Source organism: Streptomyces sp. PTY087I2 (genome assembly GCF_001687325.1).
Classification (GTDB): domain Bacteria; phylum Actinomycetota; class Actinomycetes; order Streptomycetales; family Streptomycetaceae; genus Streptomyces.
The window spans coordinates 148,906-163,873 of record NZ_LZRD01000022.1 but is presented as its reverse complement, the minus strand read 5'-3'; the positions used below and the strand labels follow the sequence as shown (position 1 = coordinate 163,873).

11 protein-coding genes, 1 tRNA gene and 1 pseudogene are annotated in these 14,968 nt (G+C 72.2%); 8 read left to right on the top strand and 5 right to left on the bottom strand.

Translation table 11 applies throughout. The features are described from left to right. The 3 genes and pseudogenes from A3Q37_RS24610 to A3Q37_RS24600 form a co-directional block, all read right to left on the bottom strand. Positions 1-369, bottom strand: a pseudogene (locus tag A3Q37_RS24610) (cellulose-binding protein); the annotation flags it as partial. 225 nt (positions 370-594) lie between these two features. Further along, on the bottom strand, positions 595-3,222 hold the full coding sequence (locus A3Q37_RS24605; protein WP_065487809.1) for an SUKH-4 family immunity protein: 2,628 nt from the start codon (positions 3,220-3,222) through the stop codon (positions 595-597). Next, on the bottom strand, positions 3,219-4,196 hold the full coding sequence (locus A3Q37_RS24600; RefSeq protein WP_079137964.1) for an SMI1/KNR4 family protein: 978 nt from the start codon (positions 4,194-4,196) through the stop codon (positions 3,219-3,221). Before A3Q37_RS24600 ends, A3Q37_RS24605 begins: the two co-directional genes overlap by 4 nt. 235 nt (positions 4,197-4,431) lie before the next feature. Here A3Q37_RS24600 and A3Q37_RS24595 point away from each other — a divergent pair, with 235 nt between their 5' ends. Then, complete coding sequence (locus A3Q37_RS24595; protein WP_065487807.1) at positions 4,432-4,956, top strand: YwqJ-related putative deaminase; 525 nt, start codon at positions 4,432-4,434, stop codon at positions 4,954-4,956. 10 nt (positions 4,957-4,966) lie between these two features. Then, entirely contained in the window at positions 4,967-5,467 is a 501-nt protein-coding gene (locus A3Q37_RS24590; RefSeq protein WP_065487806.1) for an SUKH-3 domain-containing protein, read from the top strand. 149 nt (positions 5,468-5,616) lie between these two features. On the opposite strand, the gene A3Q37_RS24585 is transcribed toward A3Q37_RS24590, so the two are convergent. Next, positions 5,617-6,951 carry a sensor histidine kinase gene (locus tag A3Q37_RS24585; protein WP_065487805.1) on the bottom strand — a complete coding sequence of 445 codons (1,335 nt, stop codon included), beginning with the start codon at positions 6,949-6,951 and terminating at the stop codon, positions 5,617-5,619. A 243-nt stretch (positions 6,952-7,194) separates the two neighbouring features. On the opposite strand from A3Q37_RS24585, the gene A3Q37_RS24580 reads away from it, so the two are divergent. The 6 genes from A3Q37_RS24580 (at position 7,195) to A3Q37_RS24555 (ending at position 12,118) form a co-directional block, all read left to right on the top strand. Continuing rightward, positions 7,195-7,267, top strand: a tRNA-Gln gene (locus A3Q37_RS24580). 109 nt (positions 7,268-7,376) lie between these two features. Then, entirely contained in the window at positions 7,377-8,825 is a 1,449-nt protein-coding gene (gene glmU, locus A3Q37_RS24575) for a bifunctional UDP-N-acetylglucosamine diphosphorylase/glucosamine-1-phosphate N-acetyltransferase GlmU (RefSeq protein ID WP_079137963.1), read from the top strand. A 120-nt stretch (positions 8,826-8,945) separates the two neighbouring features. After that, positions 8,946-9,923, top strand: a complete 978-nt coding sequence (locus A3Q37_RS24570; protein ID WP_006125162.1) for a ribose-phosphate diphosphokinase — start codon at positions 8,946-8,948, stop codon at positions 9,921-9,923. Between the two features lie 206 nt (positions 9,924-10,129). Then, complete coding sequence (locus tag A3Q37_RS24565) at positions 10,130-10,723, top strand: 50S ribosomal protein L25/general stress protein Ctc (RefSeq protein ID WP_065487803.1); 594 nt, start codon at positions 10,130-10,132, stop codon at positions 10,721-10,723. Between the two features lie 133 nt (positions 10,724-10,856). After that, positions 10,857-11,450: an aminoacyl-tRNA hydrolase gene (pth, locus tag A3Q37_RS24560; protein ID WP_065487802.1), complete on the top strand. Its 594-nt coding sequence runs from the start codon at positions 10,857-10,859 to the stop codon at positions 11,448-11,450. Between the two features lie 197 nt (positions 11,451-11,647). Beyond that, a complete protein-coding gene (locus A3Q37_RS24555) occupies positions 11,648-12,118 on the top strand; it encodes a hypothetical protein (protein ID WP_065487801.1) in 471 nt (156 codons plus the stop codon). A 28-nt stretch (positions 12,119-12,146) separates the two neighbouring features. Here A3Q37_RS24555 and ppc read toward each other — a convergent pair whose 3' ends face one another. Further along, positions 12,147-14,876 (bottom strand): phosphoenolpyruvate carboxylase, encoded by a 2,730-nt coding sequence (gene ppc, locus A3Q37_RS24550; protein WP_065487800.1) that lies wholly within the window; start codon positions 14,874-14,876, stop codon positions 12,147-12,149. Between the last annotated feature and the right edge of the window lie 92 nt (positions 14,877-14,968).

The following is a 14,968-nucleotide window of genomic DNA, read 5'->3' as shown; positions in this document are numbered from 1 at the left end:
CTCGGCCGCCTCGCGCGCCGCGTCCCCGGCCGCCCGGCCCGCCGCCTCCGCCTCGTCCCGCAGGGCCCGGCCCGCCGCCACGGCCTCGGCCTCCAGCGCCTGCGCCTCGCTCTCGGCCAGGGCCAGGATCCGCTGCGCCCGCTCCCCCAGCTCGGCGTAGTCCTGCACGGGCAGCGTCGCGACGGTCTCCGCCAGCCGGGCCGCCTCGGCGCGCAGCTCCTCCACCCGGCGGTCCAGCCGTGCGATCTCGGCGAGCGCCCCGTCCCGCTCGGCCGTCAGGGCGGCCACCATGCGGTCCACCTGGTCCGGGCGGTACCCCTTCCCTCGGACACCGACGACGTCGAACGCGGACACCGGTCCAGCACGCATCCCTGAAACCTCTCTCCGACCCACCGATCCACCGCGATACGTCAAGGATGCGGCAATTGGTGCCGGAAGTCGGAATCGATCAGCGGCATTCAGGCCGGAAGCGACCGGCATCACAGATCCGGGCGAACCGGCACACAGCGAGGCGCCCGAACCCGGGAAGGGTTCGGGCGCCTCGGCCGGACCAGAAGGCCGGGCCGCCGGATCGGGCCGGCAGACCGGGTCAGATCAGATCAAGCCGTCCCACATCTGCTCCAGCAGCACCGACCACCAGCTCTCCGGCGACGCCAGCGCCGCCGGGTCCAGGGCCACCAGCTGTGCCTGGAAGTCGACGGTCCAACGGCCCGCCTGCTCCGGGTTCAGCCCGTACCGCAGCCGCCACATCCGGCCCAGCAGCGCCATCGACCGCACGAACTCGGGCAGCCCGGTGTTCACGAACTGCGGCGGCACCGGCTGCCCACCGGGACCCGCCTCCACCGGGACGGCCACGATGTTCGCCGTCCCGTACTGCACACAGATCGCCCGGCCGAAGTCCGTACCCATCACCAGGTACGACCCCGCGTCCGACGCCGGCTGCACCTGCCGCTGCGCGGCCAGCTCGGCCAGCGTCGGCACCACCGGCTGCCCCGGCTGCGCCCAGAAGAACGGCCCGAAATCGGCGGGCAGCCCCGCCCACACCAGGGTGCGCGCGACGACCTCGGGCACCCCCTGACGGGACACCGCCCGCTGGTCGAACCGGAGGATGCCCTGCGGACCGAACGCCTGTGCCAGCTCCTCGGCGATCGCCTCCGGCGGCAGCGCGGGCGCGGGCGGCATCTGCGGCAGCGGCGCCCGCACCGGCGCGGGCCGCGCCGGGCCGTCGGCGACCTGGTGCAGCTCGCCCTGGTGCGTCAGCAGATGCTGCATGCCCTGCTGGCGGCTGGCGTGATCCGTGCCGTACGGGGCGACGCTGGTGATCCGGACCTGCGGCCAGGTCTCCCGGATCATCCGCGCGCAGTACCCGCCCGGCAGCTCACAGGACTCCAGCTCCGTGTGGAGCTCGATGACCTGCTGCGGCGGTACGTTCATCGCCCGCAGCTCGTGCAGCATCTGCCACTCGGGGTGCGGGGTGCCCGGCGCCGAGCGGCGGATCAGCTGCTGCTCACTGCCGTCCGGGGCCCGGAACCGCAGCACGGCCTGGTAGCCGGGGCCCACGGTCGGCTGACCGGTGGGCTGCTGCGGATAGCCGTACGCCGCGGGCGGCGGGGTGTGCCCACCGGGCGGCGGACCGGGCGGGCCGGGCGGACCCGGCGGCTGCGGTACGGAACCGGGGGCTCCGCCCAGCGAACCGCCCGGTACTCCGGGCGGACCGGGCGGGCCGACCTGGCCCGGAGCCGCGAACATCGTCTCGGCGTGGTGCACCCCGGCACCCGGAGGCGGCGTGGCACCCGGCGGCGGGCCGGGGGGCCCGGGGGGCTGCGGAGCACCGGGGGCACCGGGCGGGCCGGGAGGCTGCGGGGCACCCGGGGCACCGGGCGGGCCCGGCGGCCTGGGGGCACCCGGGACGCCCGCGCCGATGCTGCTCCCGTCGGCGAGCATCGTCGCGGCATGGTGCACCCCGCCACCGGGAGGCGGCGTGGAACCGGGGGCCGCGGGCGGGCCGGGCGGAGCGGGAGGTCCGGGCGGCGGGGTGGAACCCTGCGGCGCACCGGGCGGGCCGAGCTGGGAGACCAGCTGCGTCGGTACGTACCCGCCCGCGGGGGCTCCGGGCGCACCCGGACCCGAAGGCGGCGGCGTCGCGCCGGGAGGCATGCCGGGAACCCCGGGCGCACCGGGCGGCGGCGGGGTCGACGGACCGCCCCCACGCGTTCCGCGCGGCGGCACCACGGCCTTGCTGGTGGCGGCGTCGGCGATGTCACCGGCCCCGTCCGACGCACCCTGCTCCGGCCGGAGCGCGGGCGCCACCTGCGTACGCGGCAGCTGACTGCCGCCCGACATCAGCGCGGTGGGCGCCTCCGCCGGAACGACCGGCGGCGGGGTCTCCTCGTCGTCCGTCCCCGACAGCGGCGGCGCGAACACGGTCGCGGGCAGCGGGACCGCCGCGTCGTCGGAGTCGGAGTTGGTGTCCGTACCGGCCCACGGGGTCGCCCCGGCGGGCACACCGTCGGAAGCCGTGGGCTCGTAGGCCGCGCCACCGTCGGCGGCGGGCCACGCCGGGGCGGAGCCTCCGGCGGAAGGAGGAGAGGGCGGCGTCGGCCCGGGGACGGGGGTCTGGCCCGACGCGGATACCGGCGGGGCCGGGGGCGCAGATGGTGCCTGGGCCGGGGGCGTGCCCTGCGACGGGGGCGGGAACGCCGACGCGGGGGCCGAGGCGTGCGACGCGGACGACGGGGCCGGGGGCGCGGCCTGCGACGAGGAGGGCGAGGCCTGCGCAGACGCCGGCGGCGACGGCTCGGCCGGCTCCGCGTCCCGGCGTTCCGCCCGGTGGTCCGGGATCCCCAGCTTGTCCGCCGCCTCCTGGAGCCACTCCGGCGGCGTCAGCAGGAACGACGTCTGGTTCAGGTCCACCCGCTGCGGCGGCTCCGGAGCGGCGGCCGGCGCACCCGCCGGAGCCCCGTACTCCTCCTCGTACCGCCGGATGACCTCACCCACCGGCAGCCCCGGCCACAGCGTCGCCTCACCGCTGTCCCGGGCGATCACCAGCCGCTGGCGGCCCCCGTCGGAGACAGGAGCCTCCGCCCGGTCCTCGGCCCACACCACGAAACCGAGGTCGAACTCACGGACGCGCACCTCACGGTGCTGGTACGCGGGTACGTCACCGTTGACCCACTCGTCCGCCCGCTCCTGTGCCTGCGCGAAAGTCACCACCGCGCTCACCCCTCCACCGGGACGGCGCGCGCGAAGCCGCCGTCCACCATCAGGTTCGCCACGGTCTCCAGCTCCGGCGGATTGCCCGCCAGCCGCTCGAGGAAGGCGTCGAAGTCCGTACCGCAGGGCAGCAGCAGCCGCTCCACACGCTCCTGGACGCTCCAGCCGTCCTGGTCCCGGGCATCGTCGTACGGGCAGAACCACACCGAACCGACATCCTGGCCGCGCACCTTCACGGCGAGAATCCCGCCCTGGACGAACGCGACGCCCAGGAAGTCCTTGGTGAAGTGATCCCGCAGACACTTGTTCACGTACACGAGGTCGTTCATCGCGGCTTCGTCACGCACCGTGAAGAACGGCTGGTCCACCAGCAGCCCCAGTTCGGCGTCGAGCGCCGCGCCCACGGGGGCGGCACCGCCCGCCGCCTTGAGGAAGGAGCGGTACGCGCCGGGCAGCCGGTAGCCGAGGTCCTCCTCGACGCCCTGAACCTGCTGCTCGGTCACCGCGCCCGCGCCCTTCGGGAGGCGGAAGTGCGCCGGGCGGGTCTCCTGCAACGGGCGCGTGCCGCGCCGGTTCTGGTCGACGTCCGTACCCGCGAGGCCACCGTGGTGACGCAGCAGCGCCTTCACCTCGACCGGCACCAGCTCCATCCGCCGGCCGCCGGGCACGTGGTGCCAGGTCCAGCCGTGCGGGGTCGCCACCGCGGGAATCGTGTCCCACAGGTCGTGCCCGCTCGCCGCCATCGCCGCGTTCGCCGACACGTAATCGGTCAGGCGCAGCTCGTCGATACCGAAGCCCGGAGGCGGGTCGGCGATCTCGGCCGCGGCGCGCGCGTACGGCGTAAGGACCGGGTGGCCGCTGCCGTCCATCCGCACCCCTCCGGGGTGCCGGGACGCCCGGACCGGATCCGGGAAATTCACGACCTGCCCGGCATAGGCGGCGTTCGGTGGCGCGGCTTGCTGCCCGAGCCGACCTGTCGTCATGGCTGATGCCCCCTGCTGCGTCCGGTGTTCCGCACAGCCTAAGCGGTGGGGCAACAGGGGGTCCCGTCCCGCCGGTTCCGTCACGAACGGTCACATCCGTGTGACGGTGAGGCGACGGTCCCGCACCTTCGGGCGACACGCAGACACGTTTCCCCGACCCAGCTTCCCCACCACCCGGCACATTTGGCAGGCTGTCCCCGCAACTCGGGGGATTGCAGGGAGGGACGTCAGCACGATGCATTCAGCACAAACCGTCACATCAGGGGATCCACGCCTCAGCTGGAGCAGTACCGGGACCAGCCGTACGCCCCGACTGATCCATCGCCGCGACGGGATCCTCCCCGCCGTGGCCGCCGCGCTGTCCGTCCGCGGCGAGACGCTGACCTGCACCGCGGGCAAGGGGGACCAGCCGCCGGTGCTGCACCCGCTCGTCCAGGACTTCCTCGACACCCTCACCAGCGGGCAGCGCGAACGCTTCACCGGGCGCTGCCCCGAAGCGATACTGCTCTCCCGTCAGCTCACCGCCGCCGAGACCGGGCGCTCCAAACGGGCGCAGCGAAAACCCCTGACCAACGGGGAGGCGCGGCGCGCGCTCAAGCACGCGCGGATCACCGCTCGGCGCATCCGCGAGGACGGTGACCCGCTGCACGGCAGTTACGCGCCGCCCTGCCGGTCCTGTTCCGCTCTCCTGTCCCACTTCGGCGTACGCCCCGTCGATCTGACCTCCACCGGCGCCGCGACCACCGCCGAGAAGGGCTGACCGCCCACCGATGCACGACCGCCAGCAGCACACCTCCACGACCCGTTTCTCCGTCGCCGTCGACGCCGCCCTGCGCGAGGCGGGCTGGCAGCCCGGGCGCTGGGACATCCGCCAGGCGGAGGAGTGGGCCGACGCCCTGCGCTCCCACGCCTCCCCGGCCGGCCACCGGCACGCGGTGTTCCCGGCCGCGGTCGAGGCGTGGGCCGAGTTCGGCGGCCTTCACATCAAGGCGTCCGCGCCGGGTCGGCAGATCGCGCCGACGGCGGTACGGATCGACCCGCTGAGCGGGCTGCACCTGGCCCGGACGCTGGGCGACCTCGGCCGGGCCCTGGAGACGGAGGTCAGTCCGCTGGGGGCGGAGGGGGAGGAGCAGGCGGTGCTGGCGATCGATACGGAGGGGCGGGTGTACAGCATCGATCACACCGGGGACTGGTTCCTGGGCCAGGACATCGACGAGGCGCTGGCCACGCTGGTAACAGGCACGCAACCGCCCCGCCTGACTTCGGCCTGAGCCACGCATCCAGCCCGTCCGGCGTTTGAGGACGGAACCGTTGCTCGGGACGAACCCGGCACCATCACTTCCCCGGACACGGAGGGGTCACCGGTCCCCACAGCCAGGGTTCCGTCCTCAATCGCCGGACGGGCTGAAAAGGCCGACCCTCAATCGCCGGACGGGCTTGAAACGCCCACCGGAAGCACCGCCGAGACGCGGAAGCCGCCCGCCTCCGTGGGGCCCGAGACGAATACGCCTCCCAGGCCCAGCACCCGCTCCCGCATCCCCACCAGCCCGTTCCCCCCGCTCGGCAGCCCCGCATCCGCCGCCGCCGCGTCCGAGGGCCCGTTCTCCACCTGCATCGCGACCTCGGCCTCCCGATGCGCGAGCCGTACCCACGTCTTCGCGCCCGCCGCATGCTTGTGCACGTTCGTCAGCGCCTCCTGGACCACCCGGTACGCCGTCTGCTCCACCTCCGGCGGATACGGCCGCAGCTCGCCGTGGACCGACAGCTCCACCACCATCCCCGCCTGCCGCGACTGCGCCACCAGCGCCTCCAGCTCGTGCAGCCGGGGCCCGTCCTCCGTCGCGGCGGAGGCGGCGGCCACCGCGGCCGCCTGCCGTACCGACGCCAGCGGAACCCCGCCCGCCGCGGCCGGCGCCGTCAGCGCCTCCCCCGTACGCAGCACCCCCAGCATCTCGCGCAGCTCCGTCAGCGCCTGCCGGCCCATGTCACCGACCAGCGCCGCGTTGCGCACGGCCTTCGCCGGGTCCTTCGGGGCGACGGCCTGGAGCGCGGCGGCGTGCACCACCATGAGGCTCACCCGGTGCGCGACCACGTCGTGCATCTCCCGGGCGATCCGGGTCCGCTCCTCCGTACGCGCCCACTCCGCCCGCTCCTCCGCCCGGTCCGCGAGCAGCGACAGCTCCCGCTCCAGCGAATCGGCCCGCTCCCGCAGGCTCTCCATCAGACGGCGTCTGGCCCCTATGTAGAGGCCGAGGAGGACGGACGGGGCCGTGAGCCCCACCGCCATGAAGACGGACATCAGCGGGACGTACCAGTCCCCCGGCCCGAAGTCGGTCTGCTCGGCCACGCTCTGCCGCAGCCGTACGTACGTGATGATGAACGTACCCACCAGCGCCATGCTCGCCAGCACGACGGTGATCCGGCGCGGCACCTCGGACGCGGCCAGCGTGTACAGGCCGACCAGGGCCATCAGGAAGCCCATCTCGGCGGGCGTCATCGCGATCGTCAGCAGCACCACGACGATCGGCCACCGTCGGCGCACCAGCAGCACCGAACCCGCGAGAAGCCCGAACACCACACCCACCGGCACCGGGATCCCGGTGTTCCGGGCGAACTCCACCCCTTCCAGTCCACACTCCAGCGCCGACACCAGCGCCAGTCCCACGTCCAGGGCGACACTCCGTCGCCGCTCCCACCACCAGTAGCCGCGGGTGGTCGATCCCGCCGCCTCCCGGTCTGCCCCCGTTGCGGTCATGGCATCCAGCCTACGGGCGGACGCATCCCAATTTCGGGCGACCGGCAACAGCACGTTCGGGGTGACCGGCGACAGCATGCTCGGGTGACCGGCGACAGCACGTTCCGCGGCCGGACGGGAGCGCCGGGCTCCGTCTCCCCTTTTCCGTCTCCCTTCTGTCGTCGCGTGGAAGGCGCTTGGTACGGCATAGTGTTGGGTGCCGATCCGGCGAACCGACCCAATGTCCGGTTCGATCGGAATTGATCCCCCATGGTGTAATCAGGCAGCACTGCGGTTTTTGGTACCGTCTGTTCAGGTTCGAATCCTGATGGGGGAGCTTCGACACGCGGGCCCCGACCACACCGGTCGGGGCCCGCCCCCGTTTCCAGCGGAAACGCCCCCGGTATCCTGCGGATGACCACCACCCGAAGCCGAAGGGCACATCCGTGAGCGCAACCAGCCCGGCAGCCGTCGTCGTCCTCGCAGCGGGTGAGGGCACCCGTATGAAGTCGAAGACCCCCAAGGTTCTGCACGAGATCTCCGGGCGCTCGCTCGTCGGACATGTCGTCGCCGCCGCCCGTGAGCTGGACCCCCAGCACCTCGTCGTGGTCGTCGGTCATGCCAGCGAGCAGGTCACCGCCCACCTGAACGCCGGCGACGCCCCCGTGCGCACCGCGTTCCAGGCCGAGCAGAACGGCACCGGGCACGCCGTCCGCATGGGGCTCGAAGAGCTCGGCGGGGCCGTCGACGGGACCGTGATCGTCGTGTGCGGCGACACCCCGCTGCTCTCCGGCGAGACGCTCGGCGCGCTCGCCGCCACCCACGCCGCCGACGCCAACGCGGTGACCGTCCTGACCGCCGAGGTCCCGGACTCCACCGGCTACGGACGCATCGTGCGCGACCCCGCCACCGGCGCGGTCACCGAGATCGTCGAGCACAAGGACGCCACCGACGAGCAGCGGGCGATCCGCGAGATCAACTCCGGGGTGTTCGCGTTCGACGGGCGGCTGCTGGGCGACGCGCTGGGCAAGGTGCGTACCGACAACAGCCAGGGCGAGGAGTACCTCACCGATGTGCTGTCGATCCTGCGTGAGGCGGGGCACCGGGTCGGGGCCTCCGTGGCCGGCGACCACCGCGAGATCCTCGGCATCAACAACCGGCTCCAGCTCGCCGAGGCGCGTCGGCTGCTCAACGAGCGGCTGCTGGAGCGGGCCATGCTCGCGGGTGTGACCGTCGTCGACCCGGCGTCCACGCTGATCGACGCGACCGTGACGTACGAGCGCGATGTGATCGTGCACCCCGGGACCCAGCTGCTCGGCTCCACGCATCTCGGGGAGGACTCCGAGGTCGGGCCCAACTCGCGGATCCAGGACACCCTCGTCGGCACCGGTGCTCGCGTCGACAACTCCGTGACGCTCTCCGCCGAGGTCGGCCCCGGGGCCTCCGTCGGGCCGTACGCCTACCTGCGGCCGGGGACCCGGCTGGGGACGAAGGCCAAGGCCGGTACGTACGTGGAGATGAAGAACGCCACGATCGGGGAAGGGACCAAGGTCCCGCACCTGAGTTATGTCGGCGACGCGACCATCGGCGACCACACCAACATCGGTGCGGCCAGCGTCTTCGTGAACTACGACGGTGTGGCCAAGCACCACACGACGATCGGCTCCCACTGCCGTACCGGATCGGACAATATGTTTGTGGCACCGGTCACGGTCGGGGACGGCGTCTACACCGCCGCCGGGTCGGTCATCACGAAGGACGTCCCCTCCGGTTCGCTGGCCGTCGCGCGGGGCCAGCAGCGGAATATCGAGGGTTGGGTGGCCCGGAAGCGTCCGGGCAGCGCCGCCGCGCAGGCCGCTCAGGCGTCGTCGCAGGAGCCCGACGGGCAAAGCTGACCGGAAACAGGTACGCCGGTGACGGCGTACCGTGATAGATGCTCACCCCATTTCGGCTGGCTCGTTGCACATCGGGACCTATGCGTGCAGCGCCAGATACACGTCTGAGGAGACTGTGCTGTGACCGGGATCAAGACGACCGGCGAGAAGAAACTGATGCTCTTCTCCGGCCGCGCCCACCCCGAGCTGGCCGAGGAGGTCGCCCATCAGCTGGGAGTCGGTCTCGTGCCGACGAAGGCCTTCGATTTCGCCAACGGTGAGATCTACGTGCGGTTCCAGGAGTCGGCACGTGGCGCGGACTGCTTCCTGATCCAGAGCCACACGGCCCCGATCAACAAGTGGATCATGGAGCAGCTGATCATGCTGGACGCGCTGAAGCGCGCGTCGGCCCGCTCCATCACGGTGATCGTGCCGTTCTACGGGTACGCCCGCCAGGACAAGAAGCACAAGGGCCGCGAGCCGATCTCGGCCCGCCTGGTGGCGGACCTGATGAAGACGGCGGGTGCGGACCGGATCCTCACCGTCGATCTGCACACCGACCAGATCCAGGGCTTCTTCGACGGCCCGGTGGACCACCTGTTCGCGCTGCCGATCCTGGCGGACTACGTGGGCGCGAAGGTCGACCGCTCCAAGCTGACGATCGTCTCCCCCGACGCGGGCCGCGTCCGGGTCGCCGACCGCTGGTGCGACCGGCTGGACGCGCCCCTGGCGATCGTCCACAAGCGCCGCGACAAGGACGTACCGAACCAGGTCTCCGTCCACGAGGTCGTCGGCAACGTCGAGGGCCGGGTCTGTGTGCTCGTCGACGACATGATCGACACCGGTGGCACGATCTGCGCCGCCGCGGACGCCCTGTTCGCGCACGGCGCCGAGGACGTCATCGTGACGGCGACGCACGGCGTGCTGTCGGGTCCGGCGGCCGACCGGCTGAAGAACTCGAAGGTGAGCGAGTTCGTCTTCACGGACACGCTGCCGACCCCGGGCGAGCTGGAGCTCGACAAGATCACGGTGCTCTCGATCGCGCCGACGATCGCGCGCGCGGTGCGCGAGGTGTTCGAGGACGGTTCGGTGACGAGCCTCTTCGAGGAGCAGGGCTGACAGCAGTGACGATCACCCTCGGGTGATCCACTTTGGGATGCGGCCTCCCCGCCGGGTAGACTCAGCGAGTTGCTCGGCGAGGGAGGCCGTACCCGTGTGTACGGCGGTCCGTTATCGACGCGCTCTTCGTAGCAGGCCTGTCGTGGGCCGGGTGACCGTCCGAGTTCCGTCATCCGACGGCTCACCCACCTGACGAGGAGTGCACCATGGCCGAGATCAAGCTCGCCACCGAGGTCCGTACCGAGTTCGGCAAGGGCGCCGCCCGCCGCGTCCGCCGTGCCGACCGTGTTCCCGGTGTCGTCTACGGCCACGGCGCCGAGCCCGTCCACATCACCCTGCCCGGCCACGAGCTGCTGCTCGCGCTGCGTACGGCCAACGTGCTGATCGGTCTGGAGATCGACGGCAAGGACGCGCTGGTCATCCCGAAGGCCGTCCAGCGTCACCCCCTCAAGGGCACCATCGAGCACGTCGACCTGCTCACCGTGAAGCGCGGCGAGAAGGTCCAGGTCGAGATCGCGGTGCACGCCGAGGGCGACCTGGCCCCGGGCGCCAACCTGCTGGAGTTCGTCCAGAACACGCTGCTGGTCGAGGCCGAGGCCACCCACATCCCCGAGTCCGTCACGGTCTCCGTCGCGGGCCTGGACGCCGGTGCCTCGATCGTCGCCAAGGACATCTCGCTGCCCAAGGGCGCCACGCTGGCCGGTGACGAGGACGCCATCGTGATCCAGGTCGTCGCCGCGCAGGCCGAGGAGCCGGCCGACGAGGCCGCCGAGGGCGAGGCCGAGGGCGCCGAGGCCTGAGCCTCTCCCCTCACCGTTCCACCTGCTTGACTGACGGGGTGGTGGTTCCCTTCCGGGAGCCGCCGCCCCGTTCGCCTGTGCCTCAAGCCGTATGTCCTGTGCCGTAAGCCCTATGTGAGGAGACCGAGCACTGATGTCCGACGCCACCGACCCCTGGCTCATCGTGGGCCTGGGCAACCCGGGTCCCGACTACGCGGCGAACCGGCACAACGTCGGGTTCATGGTCGCCGATCTGCTGGCGGCCCGGATCGGCGGGAAGTTCAAGCGGGCGCAGAAGGCACAGGCGCAGGTCGTGGAGGGGCGGATCGGTCCGCCCGGTCCGGCGAGCCGGCGGGTGATCCTGGTGAAGCCGATGTCGTACATGAATCTGTCGGGCGGGCCGGTGACGGCGCTGCGGGACTTCTACAAGGTGCCGACGGACCATGTCGTGGCGGTCCATGACGAGCTGGATGTCGACTACGGGTCGCTGCGGCTGAAACTGGGCGGCGGGGACAACGGGCACAACGGGCTGAAGTCGATGACGAAGGCGATGGGTCCGGACTATCACCGGGTGCGGTTCGGGATCGGGCGGCCGCCGGGGCGGATGCAGGTCGCGGACTTCGTGCTGAAGGACTTCTCGTCGACGGAGCGCAAGGAGCTGGAGTTCCTGGTGGACCGGTCGGCGGACGCGGTGGAGTGCCTGCTGGCGGAGGGCCTGGAGCGGGCGCAGAGCGCGTACAACTCCTGAGCCACGGGCGGCCTCCCGTGCCGCGTACGACTCCCTGAGGCCGTGCCCGGTCCGTCGCTCTCCCCCGCCGCTTACAACTCCTGAGCCACGGGTCGCCGTCCCCCGCCGCGTACAACTCCTGACATTCCCTTCCCTGCTGGGGCGTTTTTCGGCCATAGGTTGACCGGGGGTGCGGGTCTGGCCAAGGATCTGCCCCCATGAAGCGGAGCTCTTCCCACCGGGCGGCGGTAGCGGGGCGGCGGGTGGCCATGGGGCTGGTCGTCCTGGTGCTGCTGGTCGCGGGTGCGTGGTCGTCGTGGGACACCGCGCACCACATCCTTCTGCCCAAGGGCCGTGACCACGGGACCGTGACGGTCGCGGAGTGCGGCGAGGAGAAGTGCACCGGGTCGTTCGTGCCGGACTCGGTGTCGCGGGAGCGCCCGCGGGTGACCGTGGACCGGTCCGTGGCGGCGCGTGAGGGGGATCGTTTCCCCGTGGTGGTGAAGCCCGGTTCCGATGCGGTGGTCCGCACGGGGTTGCCGGGCTTTCTGCATGCCTGGGTGCCGCTCGCCGGGGCGCTGGTGCTGGCCGCGTTCGTGATCGGCGGCGGGCTGCGGATGGCGCGGACGGCGTGGGGTGTGGGAACGGCGGGGGCGGCCCTGCTGGTGGCGACGTTCGTCGCGCTGTAGCAGGACCGCCCCGGGGTGTTCCGTACGGTCAGCCGGTGTTGCGCAGACCTGCCGCGACGCCGTTGACGGTGAGCAGCAGGGCGCGGGAGAGCAGCGGGTCGGGCTCCTCGCCGCGTTCGGCGGCCTGGCGCTGGCGGGCGAGCAGGGAGACCTGGAGGTAGGAGATCGGGTCCAGGTAGGCGTCGCGGATGGAGAAGGTCTGCTGGAGCACCGGGTTGGTGTCGAGCAGCTTCTCGCCGCCGGTGATCCGCAGGACCTCCTGCACGGTGAGGGCGTGTTCGGCCTCGATGCCGTCGAAGACGTGCTTCAGCTCGTCGGGGACGAGCGTGTCGACGTAGTGGCGGGCGATGCGCAGGTCGGTCTTGGCGAGCGTCATCTCGACGTTGGAGATGAAGTTGCGGAAGAAGTGCCAGTGCTCGTGCATCTCGTCGAGGACGGTGTCGAGACCGGCTTCGCGCAGGGCCTTGAGGCCGGAGCCGACGCCGAACCAGCCGGGCACGATCTGCCGCGACTGGGTCCAGCCGAAGACCCACGGGATGGCCCGCAGGCCGTCCAGCGAGACGCCCGAGCCGGGGCGGCGGGAGGGCCGCGAGCCCAGGTGCAGGTCGGCGAGCTGGTCCACCGGGGTGGAGGCGAGGAAGTACGCGGGCAGGTCCGGGTCCTCGACGAGCTTGCGGTAGGCGCTGTGGGCGGCGTCGGAGACGGTGTCCATGGCCGCGTCCCAGCGGGCCAGGGCCTCGTCGGACTGGCGGGGCGCGGTGTGCAGGGCGGAGGCCTGGAGGGTGGCCGCGACGGTCAGTTCCAGGTTCTCGCGGGCGAGCGCGGGGATGAGGTACTTGTCGGAGATGACCTCGCCCTGCTCGGTCACCTTGATCTCGCCCTCCAGCGTTCCCCACGGCTGGGCGAGGATCGCGTCGTGGGAGGGGCCGCCGCCGCGGCCGACGGTGCCGCCGCGGCCGTGGAAGAGGCGCAGCCGTACGCCGTAGCGGTGGGCGACGTCGCGCAGCCGGCGCTGGGCGCGGTGGATCTCCCACTGGGAGGTGGTGATGCCGCCGAACTTGGAGGAGTCGCTGTAGCCGAGCATGACCTCCTGGACGTCGCCGCGCAGGGAGACGAGGCGCCGGTAGGAGGGGTCGGCCAGCATCTCGTCGAGGATCTGGTCGGCGGCCTTCAGCTCGTCGGTGGTCTCCAGGAGCGGCACGATGCCGATCTTGGCCCAGCCGGCGTGGAGGTCGATGAGTCCGGCCTCGCGGGCGAGGACGGCGGCGGCGAAGACGTCGTCGGCGCCCTGGCACATGGAGATGATGTAGGACTCGATGACTTCGGGGCCGAAGCGCTCGAAGGCCTGCTTGATGGTGTGGAAGACGCCGAGGGTCTTCTCGCCGGCCGCGTCGAGCGGGGCGGGCGTGGGGGCCAGCGGCCGGCGGGAGCGCAGCTCCTTGGCGAGCAGCTTCTGCCGGTAGTCGCGCGGCATGTCGGCGTAGCGCCAGGACTCCTCGCCGAGCCGGTCGAAGAGCTGGCCGAGGGTGTGGTGGTGGGCGTCGGCGTGTTCGCGTACGTCCATGGTGGCGAGCTGGAGGCCGAAGGCGGCCAGGGTGCGGATGGTGCGGTCCATCCGGCCGTCGGCGAAGAGGCCGCCGCGGTGCTCGCGCAGGGAGGTCTGGATGAGCTCCAGGTCGGCGATGAGCTCGGCGGTGCCGAGGTAGTCGCAGCCGGGGCGGTGGGGGGTGCCCTCGGCGAGGCGCTCGCGGGTGTTGACGAGCTTCTGCCGGATGCAGGTGGCCTTGAGGCGGTAGGGCTCCTCGGCGTTCAGCCGCTTGTAGCGGGGGCTGATGCCGGGGAGGCGTTCCAGGTCGGCCTGGAGGGAGGTGAGGAGTTCCTCGGTGGCTCCGGCGTAACGGATGGAGTTGGAGAGGAGGCCGCGGAGGTAGTCGATCATCTCCAGGGCGTCGGTGATGCCGTGCTCGTGCTGGAGGATCAGGACGTCCCAGGTGACGGCGGGCGTCACGTTGGGGTTGCCGTCGCGGTCGCCGCCGATCCAGGTGCCGAAGGTGAGCGGGCGGGTACCGGCGGGGAGTTCGACGCCGACGCGGTCCAGCTCGGCGGCGAGGTCCTCCAGGACGTCGCCCACCGCGTTGGCGTGCAGCTCGTCCAGGTAGTAGATGGCGTTGCGGGCCTCGTCGGCGGGCTCCGGGCGGACGACGCGGAGTTCGTCGGTCTGCCAGATGAGGTCGATGTTCTCGGCGAGGCGCAGGTCGAGGCGGCGGCGGTCGGCCTCGATGACCGGGGTCTCCAGCAGCTCGGCGATGCGGCGCAGCTTGTTGAGGACGGAGCGGCGGGCAGCCTCGGTGGGGTGGGCGGTGAAGACGGGCCGCACGTTGAGGTTCTTGACCGTCTCGCGCAGGTGCTCGGGGTCGGCGTCCTTGAGGCGGTCGGCGGTGCGGGCCAGGAGGCCGCCCTCGGCCGAGCGGCGGTCGCGCATCTCGTGGGCGCGGTGGACCTGCTCGGTGACGTTGGCGAGGTGGAAGTAGGTGGAGAAGGCGCGCACGAGCTGGGCGGCGGTCTCCAGCTCCGTCTCGCCGAGGAGCTCGGCGGCGGCCTCGCCGTCGGTGCGGGTCAGGGCGCGTACTCGTTCGACGAGGTCGAGGAGTTCCTGGCCCTCCTGGCGTACGAGGGTCTCGCCGAGGAGGTCGCCGAGGCGGCGGATGTCGGCGCGCAGCGCGGGGCTGGCGGCAGGGGTCTGGTCGGCACTGCTCACAGTGTGCGGCTCCTTGCAGTGAATGAGGAGGTGCGTTCGCTTCGCCGTCCCCCACCTGGATGGCGGTGGGAGCGGGTGGCGGGGTCCGGGGC